Raw genomic sequence first — 15,704 nt, forward strand, 5'->3', positions numbered from 1 at the left:
GTGGTCTACCTCGTGTTCTTGGTCATGTGGCGCATGAGGACTTCCTGGGTCGCGTCCGCGCGCGGGATCTCACCGGTGAGCCGGCCGGCGGCCATCGTGTAGATGCGGTCGCACATCCCGAGCAGCTCCGGGAGTTCGGAGGAGATGAAGACAACGGCCTTGCCCTGTGCGGCGAGCCGGTCGATGACGGTGTAGATCTCGTACTTGGCGCCGACGTCGATCCCGCGCGTGGGTTCGTCGAGCAGGAGCACATCGGGCCCGGCGAAGATCCACTTGCTGAGGACGACCTTCTGCTGGTTGCCGCCCGAGAGCCGGCCGGTCTGTTCGAAGACGGTCGGGGCCTTGATGTTCATGCTTGTGCGGTAGGACTCGGCGACGCGGGTCTCCTCGTGCCCGTCCACGATGCCGCGCCGGGCGACCTTCGGCAGCGCGCTGAGGGTGATGTTGCGGCCGATGGTGTCGATGAGGTTGAGCCCGTACTGCTTGCGGTCCTCGGTGACGTACGCGATGCCGTGTCCGACGGCGTCGGGCACGGACTTCGTGACGATCTCCCGGCCGTCCTTGAGGACGGTCCCGCTGATGTTGCGGCCGTAGGAGCGGCCGAAGACGCTCATCGCGAGTTCGGTGCGGCCGGCGCCCATGAGACCGGCGATGCCGACGATCTCGCCGCGCCGGACATGGATCGAGACGTTGTCGACCACCTTGCGCTGCTGGTCGATCGGGTGGTGCACGGTCCAGTCGCGGATCTCCAGCGCGGGCCGCGCCTCGGGGTCCCCCTCGTGCGGGGTGCGTTCGGGGAAACGGTGGTCGAGATCGCGGCCGACCATCCCCCGGATGATGCGGTCCTCGGTGGTCGAATCGGCCTTGACGTCGAGGGTTTCGATGGTGCGGCCGTCGCGGAGGATGGTGACGGAGTCGGCGACCTCGGCGATCTCGTTGAGCTTGTGCGAGATGATGATGGAGGTGATGCCCTGCGCCTGCAATTCCTTTATCAGGAGCAGGAGTTGGGCGCTGTCCCCGTCGTTGAGGGCGGCGGTCGGCTCGTCGAGGATGAGCAGCTTCACCTCCTTGGCGAGGGCTTTCGCGATCTCCACCAGCTGCTGCTTGCCGACACCGATGTCGGCGACGCGGGTCCCCGGATGCTCGGCCAGTCCGACGCGTTTGAGCAGCGCGGCGGCGTGCTTCAGCGTCTCGTTCCAGCTGATGATCCCGTGCCTGGCGTGCTCGTTGCCGAGGAAGATGTTCTCGGCGATCGACAAGTACGGGACGAGGGCCAGCTCCTGATGGATGATCACGATGCCGCGCGCCTCGCTGGCGCCGATGTCCTTGAAGGCGCAGGGCGAGCCCTGGAAAAAAATCTCGCCGTCGTAACTGCCGTGCGGATGAACGCCGCTGAGGACTTTCATCAGGGTGGACTTGCCCGCCCCGTTCTCCCCGCAGATGGCGTGCACCTCCCCCGGTGCGACGTTGAGCGTGACGTCGGAGAGCGCCTTGACTCCGGGGAAGGTCTTGACGATGGAGCGCATCTCCAGGACGGGTGCGCTCACAGGTCACTCGCCTTGATGTAGCCGGAGTCGACCAGGACGGACCGGTAGTTGGCCTTGTCGACGCTGACCGGGTCCAGCAGATAGGACGGGACGACCTTCTTCTCGTTGTCGTACGTCTTCTCGTCGTTGACCTCGGGCTTCTTGTCGTTCAGCACGGCGTCGGCCATCTGCACGGCCTGTTTGGCCAGCGCCCGTGTGTCCTTGTAGACGGTCTGTGTCTGCTGTCCGGCGACGATCGACTTGACCGAGGCGACCTCCGCGTCCTGGCCGGTGACGACCGGGTACGGCTTGGCGGCCGTGCCGTAGCCGTCCGACTTCAGGGCGGAGAGGATGCCGATGGAGATGCCGTCGTAGGGCGAGAGCACGGCGTCGACGTCCTCGGAGCCGTACGACTTGGTGAGCAGGTCGTCCATCCTCTTCTGCGCGGTGCCGCCGTCCCAGCGGAGGGTGGTGATCTGGTCGAGCTGTGTCTGGCCGCTCCTGACGACGAGTTGCTTCTTGTCGATGTACGGCTTGAGGGTCTTCCAGGCGCCTTGGAAGAAGTAACGCGTGTTGTTGTCGTCCGGCGAGCCGGCGAACAGCTCGATGTTGAACGGGCCTTCGCCGCCGCCGGCCCCGCCGTCCTTCAGACCGAGCTTGTCGATGATGTACGTCGCCTGGAGGACGCCGACCTTCTCGTTGTCGAACGACGCGTAGTAGTCGACGTTCGGCGTGCCGAGGATGAGCCGGTCGTAGGAGATGACCTTGATGCCCTGGTCGGCGGCCTGGCCGAGCACGTCGCCGAGCGCCCGGCCGTCGATGGAGGCGACGACGAGGACGTCGACGCCCTTCGTGATCATGTTCTCGATCTGTGAGACCTGCTGGTCGACGTCGTCCTCGCCGTACTGGAGGTCGGTCTTGTAGCCGAGCTTCTTGAACTCGGCGACCATGTTGCGTCCGTCGGCGATCCAGCGCTCGGAGGATTTGGTCGGCATCGCAATGCCGACGGTGGAGCCCTTGCCGCCCTTCTTCTCCTCCTTGCTCCCGCCCTCGCTGCTCTGGCCGCAGGCCGTCAGCGAGAGGGCGAGCGATGCGACGACGACGGTGAGTGCGGCGCGGCTGGTGCGCATGGTCATGAGTCCTTGTCCTTAAGGAAGCGGGTATCGGTTGAGAGGTCCGGGGAGGCGCGAGCCGGGCGGCGACATTCCGCCGTCGGCGCCGTGCCGGGCGAGCAGGTCGAGGACGAGCCGGCCGCGCCGTACGCGTTCGCGGGCGGTGGCGAGGGTGAGGTCGCGCAGATGGGCGCCGTACGGGTAGATGCCGGGCGCCTTGGAGAGGCCGAACTTGAGGTACAGGGGCGCGCCTCGCCGGATGAGTTCGGCGGTCTCGTACATCCGGACGTAGCCGCCGAGGTCGTCCGGCGCCTCGATGTAGAGGTCCATCGGGGCGTGGCTGGCGCGGCGGATCTCGGTGAGGTGGGCGAGCGCGAGATCGGAGGGGATGTTGAGGGAGTCGGCGCCCAGGCGCTCGTAGACCGCGTACGAGGCGGGGTTGACCGGTCCGATGAGTGCCGACACCTTCAGGGTGGTGTCGGCGGGCAGGACGCCTCGGGCACGTAGCCGGTGCAGCGACCAGAGGACCCCCTCGTCGGCGACGAGCAGGCATTTGACGCCCAACTCGGCGGCGCGCAGGGCGTCTTCGACGCAGCCGGCGAGGGCGTCGTGGCCACGGGCACGCAGACCGGCGCCGCCGGAGTCGGTGCGGGTGGCCGCGCCGATGTCCCAGGTGCCGCGCGGGCCGGTGAACAGGCACAGTTCGATGTCGCGCGCGGCGCAGGCGCCGGCCATCTCGGTGATCTCGTCGTCGGTGAGCATCCAGACGCCGCTGCCCTGGCTGATGCGGTGGATCGGCAGGTCGAGGCGGGCGGACTCCTTGAGGACTTCGGTGAGGGCTTCGGGGCCCTCGACGGAGGGGATCTCGGTGCGCCAGGTGCCGCCGTCGGGGAAGGTGTGCGGGGACGCGTCGGCCGGTTCGTCCTGGGGTGCGGCCAGGCCGAGCGTGGCGAGCGCCTGCTCACCGGGGCGGCGGCGGGGGCCGGGGGCTGGTGCGTCGGTCAACGGACATGTCCTTCGGTCGGTGCCTGTCGGTGCCTGTCGGTGCTTGTCGGTGCTTGGATGCGTTGGACGCAAGGTCGTCCGATATTTCGAACATGGTTCGGCTTTTACGGCATGGGCCTGGTGTGGCGCTCCCGAGCGGGCGCGGTCAGGGCCGGAGCAGCACCTTCCCCGTACCGGGATCGCCGCCGCCGACGAGCGCGACGGCCTCCGCGTACCGCTCCAGCGGGAACTCGTGGGTGATCAGCGGGCCGGGGTCGAGCAGGCCCGCCGTGAAGGCGCGTACGGCGAAGGACCAGGCGGCCGACGGGGCGCCGAACACGCTGCGTACGGTCAGCTGGCTCACCGACAGATGGACGGGGTCGATGCCCCTGGCGCCGGTCGTGAACATCCCGGTGAGTACGACCCGCCCGCCGCGCCGTGCCAGCAGGCAGGACGAGGCGGCGGTGGTGGGCGCGCCGGCTGTCTCGACCACGAGGTCGTAGTGGCCTCGGCGGTGTTCGGCCGCCGCGGGGCCGACGACCTCGTGCGCGCCGAACGCGGGCCCCAACGCGGCGCGCGCGGACCGCGGTTCGACGACCGTCAGCTCGCCTGGCGCGTAGGCGGCGAGGATCTGGACGGCGAGCAGTCCGAGGGTGCCGCCGCCCACGACGGCGATCCGCTCGCCGGGCTCCGGACACCCAGCCCGTACGGCTCCGGCGACCACGGCGGCGGGCTCCAGGAGAGCGGCGGCCCGTAGATCGGCGTCGTCCGCCAGGGGGTGCAACAGCCGTGCGGGGACGGTGACATGGTCGGCGAACGCGCCGGGCCGGGTGAAGCCCGTCTCCTCGTAGCCACTCGTACAGAGCGAGGTGTCGCCGGCGCGGCACCGTTCGCAGATGCCGCAGGCGCGGAAGCCCTCGGCGACGGTACGTCTGCCGACGAGCGCCGGGTCCACTCCTGCGCCCACGGCCTCGACGGTCCCGGACCATTCATGGCCGGGGGTGACGGGGTAGCGGACGTATGCCGGGTCGCGGCGGCCTTCGTAGACCTCGCGGTCGCTCATGCAGATCCCGGCGGCGGCGACCTTCACCAGCACCTCGCCGGGTCCGGGGACGGGGCGTTCGGCCTCGACCAGCCGGTGGGCGCCCGGCCGGTCCACGACGACGGCCCGGCTCACCGGCGCGCCTTGGGGTCGCGCTTCTCCCAGCCCTCGGCCCAGAGGTCGAACCGGGCCTGCTGCTGCGGGAATTCGGCCGCCGCGTCCGCGTCGAACTCGACGCCGAGTCCGGGCGCGTGCGAGATCTCGAAGCAGCCCGTCTCCGGGTCCACCTCGGGCGCGCCCGTGACGATCTTCTTGATCTCCGCGTCGGCAAAGTCGTTGAAGTGCTCAAGGATCTTGAAGTTCGGTGTGCAGGCGCCCAGTTGGAGACTGGCGGCCGTCAGCACGGACCCGCCGACGTTGTGCGGGGCCACCAGCACGTAATGGGTCTCGGCGGTGGCGGCGAGCTTCCGCGTCTCCAGGATGCCGCCGATATGACCGACGTCCGGCTGGATGATGTCGGCGGCCTGCGAGGCGAACAGCTCACGGAACTCGATGCGGTCGTGGATGCGTTCGCCGGTCGCGACCGGGATGTCCACCTTCCCGGCGACCTTGTCCAGCGCCTGAAGATTCTCCGGCGGTACGGGCTCCTCCAGCCATGCCGGGTCGTACGGGGCCAGTTCGCGCGCCAGCCGTACCGCCGTCGCCGGGCTGAACCGACCGTGCATCTCCAGCATCAGCTCGGTGTCGGGGCCGATCGCGTCCCGTACGGCCTCGATCAGCGACACCGCGTAGCGGGTCCCGGCCCGGTCCAGCTCGAAGTGGCCGGTGCCGAACGGGTCGATCTTCAGGGCGCGGTAGCCACGCGCCACGACCGCCTCGGCGGCCTGGTGATACGCCTCGGGGGTGCGCTCCGTGGTGTACCAGCCGTTCGCGTACGCCTTGACGCGGTCGGTGACCTTCCCGCCGAGCAGCTGCCACACCGGGACTCCGAGAGCCTTGCCCTTGATGTCCCAACAGGCCATCTCCACCACGGCGATGCCCGACATCACGATCTCGCCGGCCCGCCCGTAGTCGCCGTACTTCATCCGGCGGACCAGGTCCTCGGCCGCGAACGGATCGGAGCCGGCGATGTGGTTGGCCTCGGCCTCGCGCAGATAACCCACCAGGGCGTCGGTCCGGCCGAGCATCCGCGTCTCGCCGACGCCGGTCAGCCCCTCGTCGGTGTGGACCAGGACGTAGGTGAGGTTACGCCAGGGTGTGCCGACGACATGGGTGCTGATTCCCGTGATGCGCACTGCGGTGCCCCTCAAGATCGATCGCCAGAGCCAGACTGTTCGATATCTCGTCATGCGTTCGAAATGCTGGCGTGACCGTAAACAGGCAGCCGAGGGGTGTCAATGGGGCGTGCAGGGGCTAGCCTTTGTTCGTCACTCCGACCATTGACCGGAGTACCGAACAAGACGAGAGGTGGGGGACGGAGATGGGGCGGCTGGTCCCCGCGGTGACGCGGGCGTTCGACATTCTCGAACTGTTCCTGGAGGGCGACGGGAAACTCTCCGCGCCCGATGTCATCCGCCGGCTGGGGCTGCCGCGCACCACCGTGCACGAACTGCTCACCACCCTCGCCGCCCGCTCGTATCTGGAGGCGATCCCCGAGCAGCCCGGCCGCTACCGCCTGGGCGTGCGGGCCTATCAGCTCGGCAGCCGTTACGCGGAACAGCTCGACCTCGCCGCCGAGGGCAGGCTGATCGCCCGCGACATCGCGGAGACCTGCGACGAGACCGTGCATGTCGCGATTCTCGAAGACCTCGATGTCATCTACATCGCGAAGGTGGACTCGACCCATACGGTCCGCATGGTGTCGGCGGCCGGCCGCCGGCTGCCCGCGCACTGCACCTCGGTCGGCAAGATGCTGCTGGCGTCACTCCCGGAGCCCGAACTCGACGCCCGGCTCACGGGCAGGGAGCTGGCCGCCATGACCGCCAACAGCATCACCGACCCGGCGGTGCTGCGGACCGCGCTCGCCGGCATCCGGCGGCGCGGCGTCGCGGTGGAGAACCGGGAGTCCAACTCGGACGTGAGCTGCGTGGCCGCCCCGGTCCGCGACCGACGGGGCCAGGTCGTCGCCGCGCTCTCCATCTCCGTCCCGATGATCCGCTGGACCGAGTCCCGCGAGGAGGAGCTGGCCGGGCTGGCGACGAAGGGCGCGGAGGCCCTGTCGGTACGGCTCGGCCACCGGGCCGGGGACCCGACAGCCTGACGGCCTGGTCCCGGCGCCCAAACCCGGCCCCGGACCGTCCGGCGGTTTGCCTACCGGGGATTTCTGTCGTGAGCGGTCGCCGGTACGGGCGTGACCAGGCTCCCCTCCGTCATGAACCGGTGCAGGTTCCGAAAGGCCAACTCCCCCATCGCCGCACGGGTTTCATGTGTGCCGCTCGCGATGTGCGGAAGGAGCACCACAGTGTCCAGTTCGACCAGGGCGGGCGGGACATGCGGTTCATCGGCGAAGACATCGAGCGCGGCGCCGGCGATCCGGCCCTTCACGAGGGCGTCGACCAGCGCCGGTTCGTCGATCACACTGCCCCTGGCGACATTGACCAGATAGCCCCGCGGCCCGAGCGCTTCGAGCACATCCGCGGAGACGAGCCCGCGCGTACCGTCACCGCCGGCAGCCGCGACCACGAGCACATCGGCCCCGGCGGCGAGTGCGCGCGGCGACTCGGCGTAGTGGTACGGCACGTCGTCCACCACGGCTCGCGAGTGATAGGCCAACTCGACACCGAATCCTTCGAGTCGGCGGCCGATCGCGCGGCCGATCCTGCCGAGGCCGAGAATGCCGACCCGCTTTCCGCTCACCTTGGTAGTGAGGGGGAAGCCGCCCGGAACCCAGTCGCCCCGGCGGACATAACGGTCGGCGGCGGAGAGCCGGCGCATCACGTCGATCAGAGCGCCCACGGCGAGATCGGCCACACAGTCGGTGAGTACGTCAGGGGTGTTGCTCACCTGGATCCCGCGGGCGCGGGCACGCGGCACGTCCGTCGTCTCGTAGCCGACGCCGAAGTGGACGATGGCGCCGAGACGGGGCAGCGCGTCCATCAGCTCGTGGGAGACCCCGGTGCGCGCACGGGTCACGACCGCCACCACCTCGTCGCCGTGCTCCCGCAGATACTCGTCGGGGTCGGACAGTGCCGCCAGGTTCACCGTCCGGTGGTGCGCCGCGAGCGCGGACTCCAGCGAGGCCGGCAGCGGGCAGACCTGGAGGACGGTTCCGTCGTGCGGCGGGAGGGTCGAGGACGTCATGCCGGAAGCACCTTCTCCACCAGGGCCTTCAGCTCGTCCCGTTCGACCGGTGTGAGGTCGGTCAGCGGCGGGCGTACGGGGCCGGGGTCGCGGCCGACGGCACTCAGCCCGGCCTTCACGATCGAGACCGCGTAGCCGGGCTGCCGGTCGCGGATGTCGAGATAGGGAAGGACGAACTCGTCGAGCTTGCGATAGACCGTCGCGGCGTCGCGTGCGCGCACCGCGGCGTAGAAGTCCAGCGCGAACTGCGGCACGAAGTTGAGCAGAGCCGAGGAGTAGGTCGTGACGCCCATCTCCAGGTACGGCAGCGCGTACGTCTCGGCGGTGGGCAGGCCGCCGATGGACAGCAGCCGCCCGTGGAGGCGCGCGTGGATGCGGGTCATCAGGTCGACGTCGCCGATCCCGTCCTTGAACCCGATGAGGTTGGGGCAGCGGTCGGTCAGCTCCTGCACGGCGTCGAAGCCGAACGCGGCGTTGGCACGGTGGTAGACGATCACGCCGAGGCCCGTCGCCTCACACACCGCCCGGACATGGGCGACCAGCCCCGCCTGGGACATCTCGGTCAGATAGGGGGGCAGCAGGAAGACGCCCGACGCACCTGCCGCCTCGGCGTCCCGTGCCATGGCGACGGCCTGCGCCGTACCGTAACCGGCCGGCGCCACCACGGGTTTGGCGTCGGCGGTCGCCGCGACGGCCGCCCGTACGACCTGCCCCACCTCGGTGGGGGTCAGGGCGAAGAACTCGCCGGTGCCGCCCGCCGCGAACACACCGGACGTGGGCAACGAGGACTGCCAGGCAAGATGGTCGCGATACGCGTCCTCGTCGAAGCTCAGATCCGCACGCGCGTGGGTCACGGGAAAGGACAGCACTCCCGTACCGAGGACGGACCGCAGAGCCTCCGGGGCGAACAGCGTCATGGTGGTGCTCCATTGTCGAGGGACTGAACGGGAGCGTATGAGGGCGATGCATACCTGTCTAACACCAAGAAGGCATCAACTGATACCCGTTGAGCATGGATGGGCGCGTCCCCTTGGCTGGACGGTCGGGGAAAGGGCTCGCACGCGCCGCGTGACCCGAGGACGGGTCGCCCGGCCGGCCCTCGCACAGAACTCCGCTTCCAGGATCTTGACGGCCCCAGAGGGCGAGCTTACGGTTCCGTCTACAAATGCAGACTGGGTCCGCATTCATAGACAGCTCGCGCTGGCTCTGCGATTCCGGTAGCACCAACTCAGCCCATCGGAGAGACGATGCCGTCTTCCGTACATCCGTCAATCCAGCCTGCGGGCCGGGACACACGGCCTTCCTCCCGCTTTCGAGCGGCATGTTCCGACCGCGGTCGGGGGGTTACGCCCCTGACCGCCGTCCTCGCCGCCACGGCACTGCTGTTCACCAGTGCGTGCACAGTGGCGAACAGCGACGCCGGGGGCACCGTCGGCACAGCCGGCGGCAGCACCTTGCGCGTCGTGCTCGACCAGGAGCCACCCACCCTCGAACCCTGCGAGTCGTCACTCGCCTCGACCGGCGTGGTGGTCCGCTCCAATGTCACCGAACCGCTCGTCGAGCGGGACCCCGATTCCGGCGCGCTGCGACCGCTGCTCGCGACGGACTGGCGCCAGACGACGCCCACCACCTGGAGTTTCGACACCCGGTCCGGTGTCACCTTCCAGAACGGGCAGCCGTTCACGGCGAAGGACGCCGCGTTCTCCATCGACCGTGCGGTCAACTCCGACCTGGCGTGCAATGTGGACGGCTATGTCTTCGACGACTCCGGCGTCGAGGTACGGGCCACGAGCGCCACCCGGCTGACGGTCACCACGGCGAATCCCGACCCGATCCTTCCCCTGCGGCTGAGCTTCATCGAGATCGTGCCACGCACGACCAGCACCGAGGCCAAGGTCCGAGAACCGATCGGCACCGGTCCGTACGCCGTCGGAGGCTGGCAGACCGGGGTGTCCATCACGCTCGACCGGAACGACACGTACTGGGGGAAGGCGCCCGCCTTCGCCCACGCCAGCTACGTATGGCGATCCGAACCGAGCGTCCGCGCCGCGATGATCACCAAGGGTGAGGCCGACCTCGCGACCGCCCTCGATCCGATGGACGCGACCGAGGAGAACTCGGTCGCGTATCCGAACAACGAGACGACGGCGTTGCGGCTCGACGGACGGGAGGCGCCGCTCGACGACATCCGGGTCCGCAAGGCCATCGACCTGGCCGTCGACCGACAGGCCATCTCCCGCACCCTCTTCGGCGAACTGGGGGAACCCGCCGCGCAACTCGTCCCGAAGGGCGTGGTCGGGTTCAACGACGGCCTGAACCCGACAGAGCCCGACCCCGAGGACGCCCGTGCACTCGTGAAGGCCGCGGCGGCCGACGGTGTCCCCGTGGACCGGCAGATCACTCTGGTCGCACGCAACGGACAGTTCCCCCGGGTCGCCGAGACGGCCGAGGCGCTTCAGTACCAGATGGCGCGGATCGGACTGAACGTCAAGATCCTCATGACCGACACCGCCGAGCATCTGCAGTACCAACTGCGGCCCCTGCCCGAGAATGTCGGACCGATCGCACTGCTGATCATGCACGGCAACCAGGCGGGCGACGCGGCGTTCACCGCCAGTCAGTACCTGCTCAGCGGCAGCCCCCAGTCGACCTTCGGAACACCGGAGTTGGACCGGCGGGTCGCGGCGGCGACCGCGCTGCCCGGCGAACGCCGGCAGGACGCCTTCGCCAAGGTCTTCGCCTACCAGAACGAGGCCGTCGCACAGTACGTGCACCTGGCGCACATGCGCGGTCTGCTCGGGCTGTCCTCGTCGGTGCGCTACAAGCCCAACTCGGCCACCGGTGACGAACTTCGACTGGCCGAGGTAGGCCCCGCCGACGGAAAGGGCCGCTGACATGACGACCTTCCTGCGCAAACGGATCATATCGAGCGCGATCCCGCTGGTCTTCGTGGTCTTCGGCGTCTTCTGTCTGGCGCGCCTGACCGGCAATCCGGTCAACCTCTACCTGCCGCTCAGCGCGACCGCCGACCAACGCGCCGCGTTCTCCGCCGAACACGGCTTCGACCAGTCGATCGGTGCCCAACTGTGGGACTACCTCGGCCAAGTGGTGCGGCTGGACTTCGGGACGTCTCTGCGCACCGGGCAGTCGGCCGCCGACATGGCACTGACCGCGTTCCCCGCGACGCTGCAACTGGCGGCCGTGACAATGATCATCGCCGCGCTGGGCGCGGTCCTGATCGGAAGCCTCGCCGCGTACCGCCCCAACTCCGTCGCCGACCGGATCGCCAGCTTTCTGGCGATGGCCGCCGCCAGCATCCCGGACTTCTGGTTCGCCATCACCGGAGTGCTGATCTTCGGCGTGAACCTGGCGGTCCTGCCCACGTCCGGGGTGACCGGCGGCCCGGAGGTATGGGTGCTTCCCATCGCCACCCTGCTGATCCGCCCGTTCGGGGTTCTCGTACAGGTGGTCCGGGGAGCCATGGTGGCCGCGCTGTCCGCGCCCTACGTCAAGGTGGCCCGCAGCAAGGGCGCCGGCGAGAAGCGGGTGGTGTTCGGCCACGCGCTGCGCAACGCGATCACGCCCGCCCTGACCGTCGCGGGCGATCTGACGATCGGCCTCGTCAACGGCGCGGTCGTCGTGGAGACGATCTTCGGCTGGCCGGGGATCGGCAAGCTCATGATCGACTCCATCCTCCAGCGGGACTTCGCCGTTCTCCAGGCGGCCGTCCTGCTGACGGCCCTGACGATCTTCGCCCTGAACATCCTCATCGATGTCTGCTACGCGCTGCTCGACCCGCGCGTACGGCAGGCCGTACCGGCGTGACCGAAGGAGCCACGATGACCGCGTCCGTCACCGTCACCGCTGACCCACCGACAGGTTCCGCCGCCCCCCGTACCCGTCCGCCGCGTTGGTGGACCCTCCTCGGGAGGGACCGGTTCGCGGCCGTCGCCGCCGTACTGCTCGGGCTGGTGTTCCTCGTCGCACTGGCCGGCCCGCTGCTGATCGGCGACCGCGCCGGTCGCCAGGACCTGGACGCCTCGCTGCGTCCGCCCTCCTTCGACCACGGCGTCTACGGTCTGCTCGGTACGGAGGTACTGGGCCGCAGTGTGCTGGCCCGGCTCGTCGAGGCCGCGGCGACAACACTTTCCGTGGCGCTGCCGGCGGTGGTCTGCTCGCTGGTGATCGGCTCCGCGATCGGTATGTGGGCGAGCTTCCGCGGCGGTTGGCGGGAGAGCGCGGCCATGCGGGTCGCCGATGTGATCCTGAGCTTTCCGTCCCTGCTGCTCGCCGTCGTCGTGCTCTACGTCTTCGCGCCCAGCGCCACCAACATCGTGCTGATCCTCGCCGTCGCCCGGATCCCCGTCTATCTGCGGACCGCACGCGCCGAGGGCGCCGAACTCAGGAGCCGCCTCTTCGTCGACGCGGCACGGACGTTCGGCACGGGAACCTGGCCGACGATCTACCGGCACATCCTGCCGATCGCCATGCCGACGCTGCTCACGGTCGCCACGCTCGACTTCTGCTTCGTCATGCTCACCGAGTCCTCGCTGAGTTTCCTGGGTATCGGCATCCAACCGCCCGACATCAGCTGGGGGTTGATGGTCGCGCAGGGACGTCAGTATCTGCAGTCGGCCTGGTGGATCGCGGTTCTGCCCGGAGTCGCCATCGTGCTCACCACCGTGTCGGCCACGGTGCTGGCCGCGTGGGTACGGTTGGCGACCGATCCCGCGCAGCGCTGGCGCCTGACGCTGCCGAGGAGCAAGCGCCAGGAGCCGGCCGAGGCCACTGAGACCACGGCGGCTGCCGAGGCCGCCGGAGCGGTCGCGCCCGTGGACGAGGTGTCCGTGGACGAGGTGTCCGCGCCCGCGGCCACCCCCGCTGGGGACGAGAGCCGTCGCGCGCTGGAGGTCGATCGGCTCAGCGTCGACCTCCGTACGCCCGCCGGCACCGTTCGCGCCCTGGACAAGGTCAGCTTCACCCTGGACAAGGGGCGCACCCTCGCGCTGCTGGGAGAGTCCGGCTGCGGCAAGTCGATGACCGCGCAGTCCATCGCGGGGCTGCTCGACCCCGTCGCCGACGTGACGGGCGGAGCCGTCCGGGTCGGCGGCACCGACGTACTGCGGCTGAGCGCGACCGCGCGCAAGCGGCTCGCGGGACCGGTGCTGTCGATCGTCTTCCAGGACGCGCTCACCGCGATGAATCCCGTACAGACCGTGGGAAAGCAGCTCGCCGAACCCTTCCGTATCCATCGTGGGCTGTCCCGGCGCCAGGCGAGGGAGAAGGCCGTCGAACTCATGGAGATCGTGGGCATCCCCGAACCCCGCGCACGCGCGCGCTCGTATCCGCACCAGTTCTCCGGTGGCATGCGCCAGCGGCTCCTCATCGCGATGGCCGTCGCGCTCCATCCGGACGTACTGATCGCCGACGAACCGACGACCGCCCTCGATGTCACCGTGCAGGCGCAGATCATGCGGTTGCTGCGGGATCTGCAGACCGAGCGCGACATGGCGGTGCTGCTCATCACCCATGACCTCGCCGTGGTCGCCGAACGCGCCGACGACGTCGCGATCATGTACGCGGGCAATGTGGTGGAGACCGGTCCGGTGCGTGAGGTGTTCGCGGCTCCCCGCCACCCCTACACCAAGGGCCTGCTCGACTCCGTACCCGAACACGCCGAGAAGGGCGGGCCGTTGCCGGCCGTGCCCGGCAGCCCGCCCGAACTGAGCGCGGTGCCGCCGGGGTGTGTCTTCCAGGCGCGCTGCCCGCTCGCCAGAGAACGCTGCGCCGAGGTACGTCCCCGCCTCGCGGCCGAAGGGGCGAACCGCGCGGTCGCCTGCCACTTCTCCGAGGAGCTGACCCATGTCTGAGCAGAGGACCAACAGTTCCGGGGCGACGGCTGCCGGAACGTCCGCCCGGCTGCTGGAGGTCTCCGGGGTGACGAAGTCGTTCCGGGTCCCGCGCGATGCCGCCGGACACAACAGACTCAGGGCTCTGGACGGCGTCGACCTGCACCTCGGCCGGGGCGAGACGCTGGGCGTGGTGGGCGAGTCCGGCTGCGGCAAGTCCACCCTCGCGAGGGTGCTGCTCCTGCTGGAGCGGCCGGACTCCGGCACCGTACGTTTCGACGGGACCGACCCGTTCGCCCTCAAGAAGCAGGACCTGCTGGCCTGGCGCCGACGGGTGCAGATGGTCTTCCAGGACCCCTTCGCCTCGCTCAACGCCCGGATGTCGGCCGCCGACATCATCGGTGAACCATGGCGCACCCACCGGGACATGGCACCCACCGCGCGGGCACGGGACACCCGCGTCCGTGAACTGCTCGACCTTGTCGGGCTGCGGGCGGCGGACGCCTTCCGCTACCCGAACGAATTCTCCGGCGGGCAGCGCCAGCGGCTCGGCATCGCCCGTGCCCTGGCACTGAATCCCGATCTGATCGTGTGCGACGAGCCGGTGTCCGCGCTGGACCTCTCGGTGCAGGCACAGGTGCTCAATCTGCTCTCCGATCTTCAACAGCGGCTCCAGGTCTCCTACGTGTTCATCTCGCACGATCTGTCGGTGGTCCGGCATGTCGCGGACCGGGTGTCCGTGATGTACCTCGGCAAGGTCATCGAACACGGCACCACCGAGGACGTGTTCGACCGTCCGGTGCACCCGTACACCGCCGCCCTCATGTCGGCGGCGCCGGCACTCGATGTCGCCGGGGCCGGGCCGCGCGGCGACCGGATTCTGCTGAACGGGGAGATTCCCTCGCCGCTCGATCCGCCGTCCGGCTGCCGGTTCCGTACCCGCTGCTGGCAGGCGGTCGACAGATGCGCCGAGGAAGCCCCGCCGGTACGGGCGCGTGACGGCGCGGCCGGTACGAGCCCGGAGACCGGTCCGGGGCGGGAGCCGCACGAGGGACGGTGCCACTTCCCGCTGACCGTCTCGCCGCTGGGTGCCTTGCCGGTGAGCAGCGGGCGGGCTTCGGCCGGTACGGCATCGGCCGGCGGGTGAGTCCGCCGGTATTCGCCCTGCTCTCCGCGGTCGTCCTGCTCGGCACGCTGTTCCAGGTCTCGATCGGATTCGGCCTCGGGCTGCTCGCCGCTCCGGTGATCGCGCTGGTCGCGCCCTCGCTCGTGCCGGTGGTACTGCTGCTCTCCACCGCCGTCACGGCAGCGGTCCTCCTCCTGGACCGCGGGCATGTGGACCTGCGGGGAGCGGGGTGGGCGTTGTTCGGCCGGGTGCCGGGCGTGATCGCGGGCGCGGCCCTGGTGGCCCTGCTGCCCGCGCGGTGGCTCGCGCTCTGCGTCGCCGCCGTGGTCGTGGTGGGTGTGGTCGCGAGTGTGCGCGGTTTCCGCCCGGCGCCGACCCGGCGTGCGGTGGTGCTGGCGGGGATGGCGTCCGGGCTGATGGGCACGGCCACCTCCATCGGAGGCCCTCCGATGGCCCTGGTGTGGCAGCGCTTGACGGGGCCGGAGCTGCGCTCCACGATGAGCGGGTTCTTCCTCGCCGGTTCGGTGATGAGCCTGGTCGCGCTCACGGCCGTCGGCGCGGTGCACGCGGACAGTCTGCGCTACTCGGCGCTGCTGGCTCCGGCCGCGGCCGGCGGTCTGCTGCTGGCGCGCCCGCTGTCCGACAAGCTCGATGTCGGGCGGGCCAGGACCGTGGCGACGGTGCTGGCGGTGCTGGGCGCCGCGCTGCTGACGGTACGGCAGTTCGTCTGACCGGCGGATCTTGTCTTGACCGGTCGGACGAACT

13 protein-coding genes are annotated in these 15,704 nt (G+C 69.7%); 6 read left to right on the plus strand and 7 right to left on the minus strand.

Annotation, left to right across the window (positions count from 1 at the left end; all coding sequences use genetic code 11):
* Positions 1–5: 5 nt before the first annotated feature.
* The 5 genes from mmsA to ACIBLA_RS21525 all read right to left on the minus strand — a co-directional run bounded on the left by mmsA (position 6) and on the right by ACIBLA_RS21525 (position 5,959).
* Entirely contained in the window at positions 6–1,547 is a 1,542-nt protein-coding gene (gene mmsA / locus ACIBLA_RS21505) for a multiple monosaccharide ABC transporter ATP-binding protein (protein ID WP_399199484.1), read from the minus strand.
* Positions 1,544–2,656, minus strand: a complete 1,113-nt coding sequence (gene chvE, locus ACIBLA_RS21510; protein ID WP_363243895.1) for a multiple monosaccharide ABC transporter substrate-binding protein — start codon at positions 2,654–2,656, stop codon at positions 1,544–1,546. The genes mmsA and chvE overlap by 4 nt, the downstream gene beginning before the upstream one ends.
* Positions 2,657–2,674: 18 nt before the next feature.
* A complete protein-coding gene (locus ACIBLA_RS21515; RefSeq protein WP_363243852.1) occupies positions 2,675–3,643 on the minus strand; it encodes a hypothetical protein in 969 nt (322 codons plus the stop codon).
* Positions 3,644–3,788: 145 nt separating this feature from the next.
* Positions 3,789–4,799: a zinc-binding dehydrogenase gene (locus ACIBLA_RS21520; RefSeq protein ID WP_399199485.1), complete on the minus strand. Its 1,011-nt coding sequence runs from the start codon at positions 4,797–4,799 to the stop codon at positions 3,789–3,791.
* On the minus strand, positions 4,796–5,959 hold the full coding sequence (locus ACIBLA_RS21525; protein ID WP_399199486.1) for a mandelate racemase/muconate lactonizing enzyme family protein: 1,164 nt from the start codon (positions 5,957–5,959) through the stop codon (positions 4,796–4,798). The genes ACIBLA_RS21520 and ACIBLA_RS21525 overlap by 4 nt, the downstream gene beginning before the upstream one ends.
* Before the next feature lie 185 nt (positions 5,960–6,144).
* Here ACIBLA_RS21525 and ACIBLA_RS21530 point away from each other — a divergent pair, with 185 nt between their 5' ends.
* Positions 6,145–6,924, plus strand: a complete 780-nt coding sequence (locus tag ACIBLA_RS21530; RefSeq protein WP_363243855.1) for an IclR family transcriptional regulator — start codon at positions 6,145–6,147, stop codon at positions 6,922–6,924.
* Between the two features lie 50 nt (positions 6,925–6,974).
* Here the strand turns inward: ACIBLA_RS21530 and ACIBLA_RS21535 are convergent, their stop codons facing one another.
* Positions 6,975–7,964 (minus strand): 2-hydroxyacid dehydrogenase, encoded by a 990-nt coding sequence (locus ACIBLA_RS21535; RefSeq protein ID WP_363243856.1) that lies wholly within the window; start codon positions 7,962–7,964, stop codon positions 6,975–6,977.
* Complete coding sequence (gene kdgD, locus ACIBLA_RS21540; RefSeq protein ID WP_363243857.1) at positions 7,961–8,881, minus strand: 5-dehydro-4-deoxyglucarate dehydratase; 921 nt, start codon at positions 8,879–8,881, stop codon at positions 7,961–7,963. The genes ACIBLA_RS21535 and kdgD overlap by 4 nt, the downstream gene beginning before the upstream one ends.
* A 486-nt stretch (positions 8,882–9,367) precedes the next feature.
* Here kdgD and ACIBLA_RS21545 point away from each other — a divergent pair, with 486 nt between their 5' ends.
* Genes ACIBLA_RS21545 through ACIBLA_RS21565 form a run of 5 tightly spaced genes read left to right on the plus strand, consistent with a single transcriptional unit; the run spans position 9,368 to position 15,670 of the window.
* Entirely contained in the window at positions 9,368–10,858 is a 1,491-nt protein-coding gene (locus ACIBLA_RS21545) for an ABC transporter substrate-binding protein (protein ID WP_399199487.1), read from the plus strand.
* 1 nt (position 10,859) lies between these two features.
* Positions 10,860–11,789 carry an ABC transporter permease gene (locus tag ACIBLA_RS21550; protein WP_363243859.1) on the plus strand — a complete coding sequence of 310 codons (930 nt, stop codon included), beginning with the start codon at positions 10,860–10,862 and terminating at the stop codon, positions 11,787–11,789.
* 14 nt (positions 11,790–11,803) lie between these two features.
* Positions 11,804–13,834, plus strand: a complete 2,031-nt coding sequence (locus ACIBLA_RS21555) for a dipeptide/oligopeptide/nickel ABC transporter permease/ATP-binding protein (RefSeq protein WP_399199488.1) — start codon at positions 11,804–11,806, stop codon at positions 13,832–13,834.
* Positions 13,827–14,960 carry an ABC transporter ATP-binding protein gene (locus ACIBLA_RS21560; RefSeq protein ID WP_399199489.1) on the plus strand — a complete coding sequence of 378 codons (1,134 nt, stop codon included), beginning with the start codon at positions 13,827–13,829 and terminating at the stop codon, positions 14,958–14,960. Before ACIBLA_RS21555 ends, ACIBLA_RS21560 begins: the two co-directional genes overlap by 8 nt.
* Positions 14,957–15,670: a sulfite exporter TauE/SafE family protein gene (locus tag ACIBLA_RS21565; protein WP_399199491.1), complete on the plus strand. Its 714-nt coding sequence runs from the start codon at positions 14,957–14,959 to the stop codon at positions 15,668–15,670. The genes ACIBLA_RS21560 and ACIBLA_RS21565 overlap by 4 nt, the downstream gene beginning before the upstream one ends.
* Positions 15,671–15,704 lie beyond the last annotated feature (34 nt).

Source organism: Streptomyces sp. NPDC050433 (assembly GCF_044458565.1).
In the GTDB taxonomy this organism is placed as follows: domain Bacteria; phylum Actinomycetota; class Actinomycetes; order Streptomycetales; family Streptomycetaceae; genus Streptomyces.